This is a genomic window from Bradyrhizobium sp. AUGA SZCCT0182, from assembly GCF_018130185.1.
Classification (GTDB): Bacteria; Pseudomonadota; Alphaproteobacteria; order Rhizobiales; family Xanthobacteraceae; genus Bradyrhizobium.
On sequence record NZ_JAFCLY010000005.1, the window covers coordinates 45,961 to 58,650 of the forward strand.

The following is a 12,690-nucleotide window of genomic DNA, read 5'->3' on the forward strand; positions in this document are numbered from 1 at the left end:
GCAGGGCGCCAAACAAACCGCATTTTCCGGGTTGAATGGTCCTTGCTTCCGCTTTTCCCGGCTGCAATGGATATGGCTGAACCCTATCCCCACCCAAGAGAAGAGATCGATGAGCCAACTAATTGTCCGCGCCGGCGACTTCACCTTTGAGGCCCGTTTCGAAGAGCAACTGGCGCCAAAGACGGTAGCCGCCTTTCGCAAGGCGATGCCGTTCGAGAGCCAGGCGATCCATGTCCGCTGGAGCGGCGAGGCGGTCTGGATGCCGCTCGGCGATCTCGATTTCGGCGTTTCCTACGAGAACCACACCAGCTATCCCGCGCCGGGTCAGATCATTCTCTATCCCGGCGGCATCAGCGAGACCGAAATCCTGCTCGCCTATGGCGGCGTGCATTTCGCCAGCAAGATGGGCCAGCTCGCCGGCAACCACTTCATCACCCTGACCTCGGGGCTTGAGAACCTCACCGCATTCGGCAAGACCGTGCTGTGGAAGGGTGCACAGAAGATCCGCTTCGAGGAAATCTAGGTGACGGAGCCCGGCTACCCCCGCGACCTCCGCGGCTACGGCCGCAATCCGCCCGATCCGCGCTGGCCTGATAATGCGCGGGTCGCCGTGCAGTTCGTGGTGAATTTCGAAGAGGGCGGCGAGAACAACATCCTGCACGGCGATCGCGCCTCCGAGGCGTTCCTGTCGGATGTGCTGGGCGCGCAGCCCTGGCCCGGCAAACGTCACGCCAATATCGAATCGATGTTCGAGTATGGCTCCCGCGCCGGCTTCTGGCGGCTGTGGCGGATGTTCACCGAGCGCAAGATGCCGGCCACGGTGTTCGGCGTCGCGACCGCGCTGAAGCGCAATCCCGAAGTGGTCGCGGCCATGAAGGAGGCCCGCTGGGATATCGCCAGCCACAGCCTGAAATGGATCGAACACAAGGACATGTCGGAGGCCGAAGAGCGGGCGGAAATCGCCGAGGCGATCCGCGTTCATACCGAGGCGACCGGCGAGCGTCCGCTCGGCTGGTACACCGGACGTTCCTCGATCAATACGCTGCGGCTTTTGATGGAAGCCGGCGGCCTGCTCTACCTCAGCGATTCCTATGCCGACGATCTGCCATACTGGATCAAGGCAGGCGGATTGCAGCCGCATCTGGTCATTCCCTACACGCTCGACGCCAACGACATGCGCTTTGTGAACCCGCAAGGCTTTGGCGGCGGCGATGAGTTCTTCACCTATCTGAAGGACAGTTTCGACGTGCTCTATGCCGAGGGCGCGACCGCGCCGAAGATGATGTCGGTCGGCCTGCATTGCCGCGTCGTCGGCCGCCCCGGCCGCGCAGCGTCGCTGTTGCGCTTCCTCGACTACGTCATGAAGCATGACGGCGTCTGGGTGCCGACGCGGTTGCAGATCGCGCAGCATTTTCACGCCAATCTCAGCCATCTCGCCGAGAGCGCCGCTGAGATCGGATAGGCCGGGGAATGCCGATGAAGCTTTCCGATCTCAATCTCGCTGGCAAGGACGAGTTCGTCAAAGCGCTCGGCAATATCTTCGAATATTCACCCTGGATCGCCGAACAGGCGGCCGCAGCGCGGCCGTTTGTCAGCCTGAAAACGCTGTTCGATGCGATGCAGGCCGTGGTCGATCGCGCACCAGCCGACATTCGCCTGGCGCTGATCAAGGCGCATCCGGATCTCGCCAACAAGACCCAGCGCGCCTCGGGGCTCACGGCCGAATCCAACGCCGAACAAAACAGTGTCGGCCTCGATCGGTTGTCAGATGCCGAATTTGAGGCGTTCGAGCGCGTCAACAATGCCTACCGCGCAAAATTCGGTTTCCCCTACATCGTCTGTGCGCGCCGGCAGACCCGGGATTCCATCCTGCGTGATTTCGAGCACCGGCTGCCGCACGATACCAAAACCGAAACGCAGGTCTCGATCGCGGAAATTTATCGGATCGCGGCGCTGCGTCTCGACCAGCTGGTGACGGCGGACGACAAGCTCGCCGTGCACGGACGGCTGTCGACCCACGTGCTGGATACCCACAGCGGCAAGCCTGCGGCGGGAATTTCGGTGGTACTGACCGAACTGTCCGATCTCGGCGAAGCCCGCGTGGTGGCGCGCGCGATCACCAACAGCGACGGCCGCACCGATCAACCCCTGATCGGCGGCCGCCCGGTCCCGATCGGGCGCTATGAGCTGATGTTTCGCGTCGGCGACTACTTTGCGGGGCGCAACGTGCCGATGTCGGACCCGCCGTTCCTCGACCAGATTCCCCTGCGCTTCTCGGTCAGCGATCCCGAGGGCCACCTCCACGTGCCGCTGCTGGTCACGCCGTGGAGTTATGCGACGTATCGGGGCAGCTGATCCCTACACATGCTGCGCCGATGACGCCGCCGCCGCGGCATCCGCTTCCGCCGCCGCCTTGCCGCCAAGGCCGTTGAAGAACGCGTTCAGCACCACGGCAACCAATGCGCAGAGCAGGATGCCGGACTCCATTAGCGGATGCAGGCCGTGCGGCAGGTTCTTGAAGAAATTCGGCGCCACCAGCGGGATCATGCCGAAGCCGACGGAGATCGCGACCACGAACAGGTTGAACTGGTTGTTCTTGAAGTCGACGGTCGCAAGAATCCGCGCGCCGGTCGCGGCCACCATGCCGAACATCACGAGCCCGGCGCCGCCGAGCACGACCAGCGGCACCGCTTCGACCAATGCGGCCATCTTCGGCAGCAGCCCGAGCAGCAGCATGATGGCGCCGCCTGTTATCGTGACCCAGCGCGAGCGCACGCCGGTGACGCTGACGAGGCCGACATTCTGCGAGAAGGATGTGTAGGGGAACGTGTTGAAGATGCCGCCGAGGAAGGTGCCGACACCGTCGGCGCGCAGGCCGCGGGTCAGCGCGTCGCGATCGACCTTCTTGCCGGTGATCTCGCCGAGCGCCAGGAACATGCCGAGCGATTCGATCATCACCACGATCATCACGATGCACATGGTGATAACAGGCACCAAATGGAATGTCGGCATGCCGAAGCGGAACGGGATCACCAGCGCGCCCCATTGCGCCGCCGTGACTTTATCGAAATGCATGACGCCGAGCACGCTGGCGAGCGCCGCACCCGCGACGATGCCGAGCAGCACGGCCACGTTGGCGACGAAGCCGGTGCCCCATTTGATCAAGGCGAGAATGACCAGCAGCACGAACAGCGCGATGCCAAGCCCTTGAAGCTGGCCATAATTAGGATTGGGGAAAGCGCCGGGGACGCCGTCGATCACCTTGGTCAGGGTCGGCAGGCCGCCGCCGGCCCAATTGATCCCGACGCGCATAAGCGAGATGCCGATCACCAGGATGATGGTTCCGGTGACCACCGGCGGAAACAGCGGCAGCAGCCGGCTGATGAAGGGCGCGGCAATGATGCCGAAGATTCCGGCAGCGATCACCGAGCCGTAGATGCCGAGCAGGCCGATATCGGGCGCCGCGGCCATTGACAGCATCGGGCCAACGGAGGCGAACGTGACCCCCATCATCACGGGCAGCCGGATACCGACCCCGGGGAAGCCGATACATTGCACCAGGGTCGCCAGCCCGCAGGCGAACAGATCGGCCGAGATCAGGAAGGCGACGTCTTCCGGCGGCAGTTTCAACGCCCGGCCGATGATCAAGGGTACCGCGACAGCGCCGGCATACATGACAAGCACGTGCTGCAGGCCAAGCGCCAGCAACCGCGGCGCCGGCAGCGTCTGGTCGACCGGATGGATTTCAGTGGTCGTGGTCATGAATGGCTCCCCCTGGCGCGGGCACGCCGGCCCATGCGAACCGTTACAAGGCCCGTGCCAAAGCTTGCCCCCGGAAGCCAGTCCCGGCACTTGCTCAATGGCACGAACGTTGCTCAATATTGGATCATATCGGGCGACCATAGTCCCGCAAGATTGCTGGCTGAACTGGAGGCTTCCACGTGCCGCTGATCAGGAACAGATACGGGAAGGGCCGCGTCCGCGTGATGCGCCTCCACCGCGACGGCGACCGTCACGAGGTCAGCCAGCTCAACGTCAAAGCGATGGTCGAGGGCGACTTTGCGCCTGCCTATACCCATGGCGACAATTCGACTTCGGTTTCGACCGACACCATCAAGAACGTCGTCAACGTCATCGCGCGCGAAAACACCGGCCTGTGCACCGAGGAATTTTGCCAGGTGCTGGCGACGAAATATCTCGACACCTATCCGCAGATCGCCTCCGTCGCGCTGACCGTGCACGAGACCAAATGGAGCCGGCTCAGTTTCGACGGCAAGCCGCATCCGCATAGTTTCGTGCTCGACAGCAACGGCAAGCCCACCGTTGAACTATCTTCCGTCCGTGGCGGTGTCACCACGATGTCATCAGGCATCGACGGCTTTGCCTTCCTGAAGTCGACGCAGTCGGGCTGGGAGAATTACGTCAAGGACGCCTACACCACGATCCCCCCGACCGCCGACCGGCTGTGCGCGACCAGCATGGTGGCGTCGTGGAAATGGTCGGGCAAGCCTCTGAGCTATCCCGCGACCAACAGGAAGGTCCTCGACACCGTGCTCGAAGTGTTCTCGATGACCTACAGCAAGAGCGTGCAGGACAGCCTCTACCGGATGGGCGAGGCGGCGCTGGCAACGGTGCCGGAGATTTCCGAGATCAGCATGGCCTGCCCGAACATGCACTTCATCCCGATGAACCTGTCGGCATTCGGGTTCGATAACAACAACGACGTATTCCTGCCGACCGACGAGCCGCACGGCCAGATCGAGTGCACGGTGGGTCGGGGATAATTCTGTCGTGTCCCGGACGCGGTGTAACGTGTTCCTGGCGATGCGAAGCATCGTCCAGTACGTTGCTCCGCAGAGCACGAGACTTACCCAAGGTTCTCACGAAAAGAGGAATAAATGCCGGAATTGATCAATATGGGCACGCTGCAGCTCAGGTTCTTGCACACCAAGGATGACACCGGAGGCAGTCTTGATATGTTCGAGATGACGCTGCAGCCGAATGCCCGCATGCCGGTGCCGCATTCACGAGAACTGGGACGAAATCATCTATGGCCTGACGGGAACGACAACCTGGCGCATCGATGGCCAAGACATCGATGTAGCGCCCGGCGAAAGTGTCTTCATCAAGCGCGGCGTCGTCCACGGTTTTACAAATAACACCGCCGGGCCGGCAGTTTGTCTCTGCACGCTTACCCCCGGTGTGCTGGGGCCGTCTTACTTCAAGGAGATGTCCGCGCTGCTGGTTGGTGGCGCGCCCGATCCGGCAAAAATGAAGGCAACGATGCTCCGCTATGGGCTTATTCCGGCGCCACCGCCATCAGCGACATAGTTGCGAAGGATAGCTAAAGGCGCGCTTGCGCCGTGCCGAGCAACTATCTCAATATCCCTGAATGGTGGGCATTGTCTGAATTCGACGCAGGGCGCTTTCGCGGACCCGCGCGTGAATGTGAATTGACTGCCGGCAGTATGGCTTGTCTGGTTGGTGGGTTGATGCTGTGACGTCAATCCCGATGGAGGTCCCGATGCGCATTCCGGCTTTGATGATATTGACGGCCGTCACTGTTCTGACGTCTGCGCCGGCTCCGGCCCAGACGTATGGCGGCAATTATCCGATCTGCATCCAGAACTACCGCTGGGGAGGAAGCGACATCGATTGCCGCTTTACCTCGATGGAGCAGTGCGCCGCGACGGCGTCGGGTCTCTCCGCCCAGTGCCTCGCCAATCCCTATTTTGCGAACGCGCAAATGCCCCGCGGGTCGTCTCGTCGGCCGTATCCTCCCGCGTACTGATTTATCATGCCATCGTTTCACTGCAACGAACGACGTCGATGGCGTTGGACCCCGGTTGATGGCGCAGCGCTGCCCAATCCCGCGTTGGCTTTGTTCAGCGCATAGAGCGCGGCAGCGGCATCACCAGGTTGCTCCCGCGCCAGTCTGCCTGCAGGCGTGAGCACGCCGCCATTCAGCACATCCCGATCCGGATTCTGTGCCGCATAGGCTGCCGGCTCCTGCGCCAGCGCAGATGTCGCCAGAACGATCGACATCAGCGCTGCCGCGACCAGCGTCCCGGGTCCAGTCATGGTCATTCTCCATTATCGCTTTTTTGCGCAATAGTTTGCGGTGGCGCGTGCTGCCTTCGGGCGCACTCTCCGGATTGTTCTAAGGGGCCATCTAGCCATTGCCGCCCGAAAAAGCGTGCTGCCGGCAGATCACTATTCCGCGAATGCGCGAAGGGCAGATATGCCCATCCGCGGGCGCCCAGCCAAGTTTACGTCATTCGCGCAGGGCTGACAGGCGCCCCTTCACCCGGACCCAAACTTCTCATGCAACGCCGGCCACAGCCGGTCCGGCTTGAACGGCGTCGCCGTGAAGCGGATGCCGGTGGCATCGGCGATGGCGTTGCCGAGCGCGGCGGCGACCGGGTTGTACGGGCTCTCGCTCATCGATTTGGCGCCCATCGGCCCCAGCGCGTCCGACGTGTCGGCGAACAGCACGTCAGTGCGGGGGACGTCGGCGAACGACGGCAGATGATAGTCGCGGAACTTGGGATTGATGACGCGGCCGCCTTCGTCGATCACCATCTCCTCATAGAGCGCAGCGCCCAGCGATTGCGCGACACCGCCTTCGATCTGGCCGCGGCACTGCAAGGGATTGGCGACGCGGCCGGCGTCGGCGGCCTGCACGCTTTTCAGGATCTTGAGTTCGCCGGTGAATTTGTTCACCGCGACGCGAAAGCCCTGCACGTTGAAAGCGATCGAGCGCGGCGTGCCTGATGAATTCCCGCTGGCGCTCAGCACCTTGCCGAGCGATTGCGCTGAAGCGGCGAGCATGGCGTAGGGCGTGCGGCGTCCGGCGCAGACCGCGGCGTGGTTGTCCAGCGCGCAGGCATCAGGGTTTTCGCCCAGCATCGACGCCGCGAATTGTTTCAACTGATCCGCCAGCGCCGCCGCTGCCGCCAGCGTTGCGTTCCCCGCGACAAAGATGCCGGCGCTGCCATAGGCGCCGGTGTCGTGGCCGCCATGCGCGGTGTCGGACTGGCGCAAGGAAATGCGATCGACGGTGGTTGCGAGCGCGGATGCGGCGATCTGGCGATGCACGGTGCTGGTGCCGTTGCCGAATTCCGCGGTGCCGACCGTGAGGTCGAAGCCGCCGTCGTCGCGCAACGAGATGCTGCAATCGGCGAAATGCCCGGCCGGCGGCACGGTGTCGATCATGGTCAGCGCGATGCCGTCGCCGGTCAGCCAGTCCGCTGACAGATCGGGCGTCGGCGCCTCCGCCGCCATCGCGCGCTCGACCAGGTCGAGGCACTGGTCGAGGCCGTAACTGCCGTAGAGCACGTCGTGATACTTGGATTTCGGCGGCGAACGCATGGGATCGCCTGACTTCACCACATTGCGGCGGCGCATCTCGAACGGGCTGATGCCGAGCTGCTTCGCCAGCTCGTCGATCGCGGCTTCGACCGCGATCAGGGTTTGCGGCAGGCCATAGCCGCGAAACGCGCCTGAAGGCACGGTGTTGGTATAGGCGGCGATGCCGTCGACCTTCTTGTTCGGACAATGATAGACGCCGAGGGATTCGCCGACCGAATGAAACAGCACCGGCCCGGCGTGGTTGCCATAGGCCCCGGTGTTGGAGAGCACGTCGAGCTGCAGCGCCGTGAGCTTGCCGTCGCTGTCGGCGCCCGCTTTGACGGTGACCAGCATCGGATGCCGCGTCGAGGTCGCGACGAACTGCTCCTCCCGCGTCAGTTCGAATTTGACGGCGCGGCCGGTCTTCAGCGCCGCCAGCGCCAGGATGTCCTCGACGAACATTTCCTGCTTGCCGCCGAAACCGCCGCCGACGCGCTCACAGAACACCCGCACCTTGTCCGGCGGCAAATCAAACAGGTCGGCGAGCGTGCGCCGGGTCAGGAACGGCACTTGCGTGCTGGAGCGGACGTTCAAAATTCCGTCGGCGTCGACCCAGGCGAGGCCGCCATGGGTTTCCAGCGCGGCGTGCTGGACCCGCTGCGTTGTGAACGTGCCTTGATAGGTGACGGCGGCCTGCGCCAGCGCGGCTGCGACATCGCCAAATTCGCCATGGATTTCGGCCACGATATTGCGGGCAGCGTTGGCGACACGGTTTTCTTTCGTCTTGTCGCCGTGCAGCACGGGCGCATCAGCGGCAATCGCGGCGGCGGGATCGATTACGTCAGGCAGGATTTCATATTCGACCTTGAGCCGCCGGCAGCCTTCCTCGGCGGCGGCTTCGGTGTCGGCGATCACGGCGGCGACCTTCTGGCCGATGAAGCGAACAACGGTGTCGAGCACCTTGGTGTCATCAGGGTCCATCCAGTCCCATTCGTGGCGCGCCGTCGAGAACAGGCGATCCGGCGCGTCTTCTGACGTCAAGACGGTATGCACGCCGGGGACGCCGAGCGCCGCAGTCTTGACGATCGAAATGATTCTCGCGTGCGGATGCGGCGAGCGCAGCATCTTGACGTGCAGCAATCCGCCCAGTGCGACATCGAACGTATAGCGTTCCGTGCCGCGCACCACATGCGGGCCGGCGGGCGCGGGCAGGCTGCGGCCGAACGCGGCGCCGGCGTCGGCATCCTCAATGTTGCTTTTGCCGTTAAGGGCGTCCTCGATCGAGCGGTAGCCGGTGCAGCGGCAGATATTGCCTTTCAGCGCGGCGCTGAGGTCTTGCCGCTGCGCCTGGTTCAGCGATGCGCAGGTCAGGATCATGCCCGACGTGCAGAAGCCGCATTGAAACCCCTGCGCATCGAGAAACGCCTGTTGCATCGGGTGAATGCCGTCGTCAGGCGCAAGGCCTTCGATCGTGGTGACGGCGTGACCGGCGGCGCGGAACGCCGGGATCAGGCAGCTATGCACCGGCTCGCCATCGAGCAGCACGGTGCAGGCGCCGCAGTCGCCGGCATCGCAACCCTTCTTGACGCCGAAATGCCCGAGCTCGCGCAGGAAAGTGCGCAGGCATTGTCCGGGCTGTGGGGATTCCGAGAATGATTTGCCATTGATCTCGATGCTCATGGCGTCACTCTTGGCACCGCCTGCAATTCGCCGCGGATTTCTTCGGCCAGCCGCAGCGTCATTGCCTTGCGCCACATCGGCTTGCCGTGGACGTCGGTGTGATAAAGGCCGTCGGGGATACGCTGCAGGATCGCATCGCGCAGGTCCTTTGCTGCTGGAACACCCGCAAAGGAAAACTGAACGGGCCGCGCGGTAGACGCCGTCACGGTCAGCGCCAGTCCGCCGTCACTGTTCAGGCCGCCGATCAAGAGCGCTGCCGAACGGCCGACCGGCGTCAGCGAGATCTGACGGAACGCGGAGCGTCGCTTCAACGCCGCCAGAGGAATATCGATCTGCCGCAGGAGATCACCGGGCGCCAGCACGTTACGCTGGTCACCGGTGACGAAATCCGCCACCGGAATTTGCCGTTCACCGCCGCCGGCCTGCCAGATCGTACAGACGCCGTCGAGCGCCGCGGTCAGAGAGATCATCGGCCCCGCCGGCAGCGACATGCAGATGTTGCCGCCTACGGTCGCGGTCTTCCAGATCTTGAAGGAGGCCAGGAACGCACGGCAGCATTGGTTGATCAGCGGCGAGGCGGTCCATTCCGGCGGGCAGGAAAGTGCATCGATTTGCGCCACCGTGCAGGTGGCGGCAATCGACAAGCCGGTTTCGCTGACGGTCAGCGCCGGCCATTTCAGACCGGTGAGGTCGATCAGCCGGGTCAGATGGGTTTGCGGTTCCGAGAACAACCAGGTCCCGCCGGCAAGCCAGGCGGCGTCTGCCGTCCAAACAGGCAATTCGTCCCGCGTGGTCGGTCGTGCAACGGCGCGGATAGTGTTCAGGTCCATGGATACGCTAACGCTTTCAAGGTGATGCATCTCCGATTATGAAGTGTTGCAAGACCAGCGCCAATTGCCAATGCCGTTGGGATGGTCTTTGCATTGGTGAAGGTGGAAGTTCGCAACGGCGCCTTCCGCAAATCAGGTGGGATCATGGACCAAACGCAGGCGATATGGATCAAGGATCCGCTCTCTATTTTCGCCGACGGCGCCGAGCGCGGCGTTGTGGTCCGCGGCGGCAAGATCGTCGAACTGGTGCCGCGCGGCCGGGAACCCGCGACATCAGATACCGCCGTCTATGATGCCGGCGCCCATGTCGTGCTGCCGGGGCTGATCAACACCCATCATCACTTCTACCAGACCCTGACCCGGGCGCTGCCGGCGGCGCTCGATCGCGAGCTGTTTCCGTGGTTGCAGGCCCTCTATCCGGTCTGGGCGCGGCTGACGCCGGAATCGCTGCATCTCGGCGTCACCGTGGCGATGTCGGAACTGCTGCTGTCGGGCTGCACCACCACCACCGATCATCATTACGTGTTTCCGGCAGGCCTCGAGGATGCCATCGATATCGAGGTCGCCGCCGCGCAGCGCCTTGGCATTCGCGTGCTGCTGACGCGCGGCTCAATGGACCGCTCGCAAAAGGATGGCGGCCTGCCACCCGACAGCGTGGTGCAGGACGAGGACACGATCTTGGCCGACAGCGCGCGCGTGGTGGCAAAACACCACCAGCGCGGCGAGGATGCGATGGTGCAGATCGCGCTGGCGCCTTGCTCGCCGTTTTCGGTGACGAGCTCGCTGATGCGGGCGACCGCCACGCTAGCGGATAAACTCGACGTTCGCCTGCACACCCATCTGGCCGAGACCGAGGACGAGAACAAGTTCTGCGAGCAGATGCATGGCTGCCGGCCGCTCGATTATCTCGAACAATGCGGCTGGCTCAATGCGCGGACCTGGCTGGCGCACGGCATCCACTTCAACGCCTCGGAAATGAAGCGGCTGGGCAAGGCCAACACCGCGATTACGCATTGCGCCTGCAGTAACCAGACTCTTGCCTCCGGCTGCTGCCCGGTCTGCGAGATGGAAGAGGCGGGGGTTTCGATCGGCCTCGGCGTCGACGGCTCGGCCTCGAACGACGAGTCCAACCTGATGCAGGAAGTACGCGCCGCGTTTCTCTTGCAACGGGCCCGCTACGGCGTCGGCCGCGTCAGCCACAGGGACGCGCTGCGCTGGGCCACCAGGGGCTCGGCGGCCTGCGTCGGCCGTCCCGAGCTCGGCGAGATCGCAGTCGGAAAGGCGGCCGATCTCGCACTGTTCAAGCTCGACGAACTGCGTTTCTCCGGCCACGGCGATCCCCTGGCCGCGCTGGTGCTATGCGGCGCGCACCGCGCCGATCGCGTGATGGTCGCGAGCAAGTGGGTAGTGACTGACGGTGCGATCCCCGGCCTCGACGTGCCGGACCTGATCCGCCGCCACAGCGCCGCCGCCCGCGCGATGCATGCGGGGTGAGGCGGTGCGCTCCCTCGCCCCGCGCTTGCGGGGTCGAGACGAGCGAAGCTCGCTCTTAGAGGGTTGGGGTGAGGGGCTCTCTCCCCAAGTCGGATGCGAATTGTCTTGCGAGCGCAGTCTTCCGAAAGCGTCAACGTGGAGACAATGTGCCTCGCCCCTCACCCGGATCGCAAGGGCGATCCGACCTCTCCCCGCGAAGAGCGGGGAGAGGTGAAAGGCCACCCCTCACTTCCCCGGAATCTTCTCGTCGATGCCCTTCACGTAAAAGTTCATGCCGAGCACCTGACCGTCGTCGAGATGCGTCCCGCCCTTGCATTCGACTTCCTTGCCGTCCTGGCCGACGATCGGGCACTTGAACGGCTGCAGTCTGCCTTCGATGATGGCGGCTTCGGTGTCCATTGCCAGTTTCTTCACGTCGTCGGGCATGTTGGTGTAGGGCGCCATCACGACGAGCTTGCTCTTCAGGCCGCCCCAGAAATCTTCCGACTTCCAGGTGCCGTCGAGCTCGGCCTTGACGCGCTGGATATAGTAGGGCCCCAATTGTTCATGGTCGAGGTGAGCTGCGCCTTCGGGCCGAACTTGATCATTTCGGAATCCTGGCCGAACGCCAGCTTGCCGCGCTCGGCGGCGACCTGCATCGCGGCGGGGCTATCCGTGTGCTGCATGATGATGTCGGCGCCCTGGTCGATCAACGCCTTGGCGGCGTCGGCTTCCTTGCCGGGATCGAACCAGGTGTTGGCCCAGATGATCTTGACCTTGATGTTGGGATTGATGGTCTGCGCGCCGAGCATGGTGGCGTTGATGCCGGAGATCACTTCGGGAATCGGGAACGAGGCGATATAGCCGAGCACGCCCGATTTCGACATCTTGGCGGCGATGATGCCCTGGATGTAGCGGCCCTCGTAGAACCGTCCTGAATAGGTCGCCAGGTTCTTGTCGCGCTTGTAGCCGGTGGCGTGCTCGAAATGCACGTTCGGATACTTTTTTGCGACCTTCAGCGTCGGCTCCATGTAGCCGAACGAGGTGGTGAAGATCAGCTTGTTGCCGGCGCGCGCCAGCTGCTCGATCGAGCGTTCGGAGTCCGGGCCTTCGCTGACGTTCTCCAGGAACGTGGTTTCGACCTTGTCGCCGAATTCCTTGACCATCTCGAGGCGGCCGAGGTCATGCTGATAGGTCCAACCGAGATCGCCGACCGGGCCGAGATAGATGAATCCGATCTTGAGTTTGTCGGCGGCGGAAGCACTGAGGAGGCCAGCGCCGGTGGCGAGCACCGCTGCGGTTGCTGCGATCAGAATCTTTTTCATGGATCTCTCCGTTTCACTGACGGGTGGACGCA

The 12,690-nt window shown here is 63.5% G+C and carries 11 protein-coding genes and 1 pseudogene; 7 read left to right on the top strand and 5 right to left on the bottom strand.

Annotation, left to right across the window (positions count from 1 at the left end):
* Positions 1–109 precede the first annotated feature (109 nt).
* The 3 genes from JQ611_RS07615 to uraD are packed head-to-tail and all read left to right on the top strand — an operon-like array spanning position 110 to position 2,355.
* Entirely contained in the window at positions 110–523 is a 414-nt protein-coding gene (locus tag JQ611_RS07615; protein WP_212385963.1) for a DUF3830 family protein, read from the top strand.
* Positions 524–1,462, top strand: a complete 939-nt coding sequence (gene puuE, locus JQ611_RS07620; protein WP_212465063.1) for an allantoinase PuuE — start codon at positions 524–526, stop codon at positions 1,460–1,462. It abuts the gene before it with no gap.
* 8 nt (positions 1,463–1,470) lie between these two features.
* Positions 1,471–2,355 (top strand): 2-oxo-4-hydroxy-4-carboxy-5-ureidoimidazoline decarboxylase, encoded by an 885-nt coding sequence (gene uraD / locus JQ611_RS07625; protein ID WP_212465064.1) that lies wholly within the window; start codon positions 1,471–1,473, stop codon positions 2,353–2,355.
* A gap of 3 nt (positions 2,356–2,358) precedes the next feature.
* Here uraD and JQ611_RS07630 read toward each other — a convergent pair whose 3' ends face one another.
* Positions 2,359–3,762 (bottom strand): nucleobase:cation symporter-2 family protein, encoded by a 1,404-nt coding sequence (locus JQ611_RS07630; protein WP_212465065.1) that lies wholly within the window; start codon positions 3,760–3,762, stop codon positions 2,359–2,361.
* A gap of 179 nt (positions 3,763–3,941) precedes the next feature.
* Between JQ611_RS07630 and pucL the strand changes: the two genes are divergently transcribed.
* From pucL to JQ611_RS07645, 3 genes are all read left to right on the top strand, one after another.
* Positions 3,942–4,784, top strand: a complete 843-nt coding sequence (pucL, locus tag JQ611_RS07635) for a factor-independent urate hydroxylase (RefSeq protein WP_212465066.1) — start codon at positions 3,942–3,944, stop codon at positions 4,782–4,784.
* Positions 4,785–5,001: 217 nt separating this feature from the next.
* Complete coding sequence (locus tag JQ611_RS07640) at positions 5,002–5,331, top strand: cupin domain-containing protein (RefSeq protein ID WP_249133014.1); 330 nt, start codon at positions 5,002–5,004, stop codon at positions 5,329–5,331.
* Positions 5,332–5,524: 193 nt separating this feature from the next.
* The gene (locus JQ611_RS07645; RefSeq protein ID WP_212268088.1) at positions 5,525–5,791 is read left to right on the top strand and encodes a DUF3551 domain-containing protein; all 267 of its coding nucleotides are present in this window, start codon (positions 5,525–5,527) and stop codon (positions 5,789–5,791) included.
* 17 nt (positions 5,792–5,808) lie between these two features.
* Here the strand turns inward: JQ611_RS07645 and JQ611_RS07650 are convergent, their stop codons facing one another.
* The 3 genes from JQ611_RS07650 to JQ611_RS07660 form a co-directional block, all read right to left on the bottom strand.
* The gene (locus JQ611_RS07650; protein ID WP_212465067.1) at positions 5,809–6,081 is read right to left on the bottom strand and encodes a hypothetical protein; all 273 of its coding nucleotides are present in this window, start codon (positions 6,079–6,081) and stop codon (positions 5,809–5,811) included.
* Positions 6,082–6,303: 222 nt separating this feature from the next.
* The gene (locus tag JQ611_RS07655) at positions 6,304–9,030 is read right to left on the bottom strand and encodes a molybdopterin cofactor-binding domain-containing protein (protein ID WP_212465068.1); all 2,727 of its coding nucleotides are present in this window, start codon (positions 9,028–9,030) and stop codon (positions 6,304–6,306) included.
* Positions 9,027–9,860 (bottom strand): FAD binding domain-containing protein, encoded by an 834-nt coding sequence (locus JQ611_RS07660; protein ID WP_212268082.1) that lies wholly within the window; start codon positions 9,858–9,860, stop codon positions 9,027–9,029. Before JQ611_RS07660 ends, JQ611_RS07655 begins: the two co-directional genes overlap by 4 nt.
* Positions 9,861–10,004: 144 nt before the next feature.
* On the opposite strand from JQ611_RS07660, the gene JQ611_RS07665 reads away from it, so the two are divergent.
* A complete protein-coding gene (locus JQ611_RS07665) occupies positions 10,005–11,354 on the top strand; it encodes an 8-oxoguanine deaminase (RefSeq protein ID WP_212465069.1) in 1,350 nt (449 codons plus the stop codon).
* Between the two features lie 225 nt (positions 11,355–11,579).
* Here JQ611_RS07665 and JQ611_RS07670 read toward each other — a convergent pair.
* Positions 11,580–12,658 (bottom strand): annotated as a pseudogene (locus tag JQ611_RS07670) (BMP family ABC transporter substrate-binding protein).
* Positions 12,659–12,690: the final 32 nt, after the last annotated feature.

What these genes read in the sequence shown, in the direction of transcription:
- JQ611_RS07615 (WP_212385963.1), top strand. Translation starts at nt 110, where the DNA reads ATGAGCCAACTAATTGTCCGCGCCGGCGACTTCACCTTTGAGGCCCGT.
- uraD (WP_212465064.1), top strand. Translation starts at nt 1,471, where the DNA reads ATGCCGATGAAGCTTTCCGATCTCAATCTCGCTGGCAAGGACGAGTTC.
- JQ611_RS07630 (WP_212465065.1), bottom strand. Translation starts at nt 3,762, where the DNA reads ATGACCACGACCACTGAAATCCATCCGGTCGACCAGACGCTGCCGGCG.
- JQ611_RS07640 (WP_249133014.1), top strand. Translation starts at nt 5,002, where the DNA reads ATGCCCGCATGCCGGTGCCGCATTCACGAGAACTGGGACGAAATCATC.
- JQ611_RS07645 (WP_212268088.1), top strand. Translation starts at nt 5,525, where the DNA reads ATGCGCATTCCGGCTTTGATGATATTGACGGCCGTCACTGTTCTGACG.
- JQ611_RS07650 (WP_212465067.1), bottom strand. Translation starts at nt 6,081, where the DNA reads ATGACTGGACCCGGGACGCTGGTCGCGGCAGCGCTGATGTCGATCGTT.
- JQ611_RS07655 (WP_212465068.1), bottom strand. Translation starts at nt 9,030, where the DNA reads ATGAGCATCGAGATCAATGGCAAATCATTCTCGGAATCCCCACAGCCC.
- JQ611_RS07660 (WP_212268082.1), bottom strand. Translation starts at nt 9,860, where the DNA reads ATGGACCTGAACACTATCCGCGCCGTTGCACGACCGACCACGCGGGAC.
- JQ611_RS07665 (WP_212465069.1), top strand. Translation starts at nt 10,005, where the DNA reads ATGGACCAAACGCAGGCGATATGGATCAAGGATCCGCTCTCTATTTTC.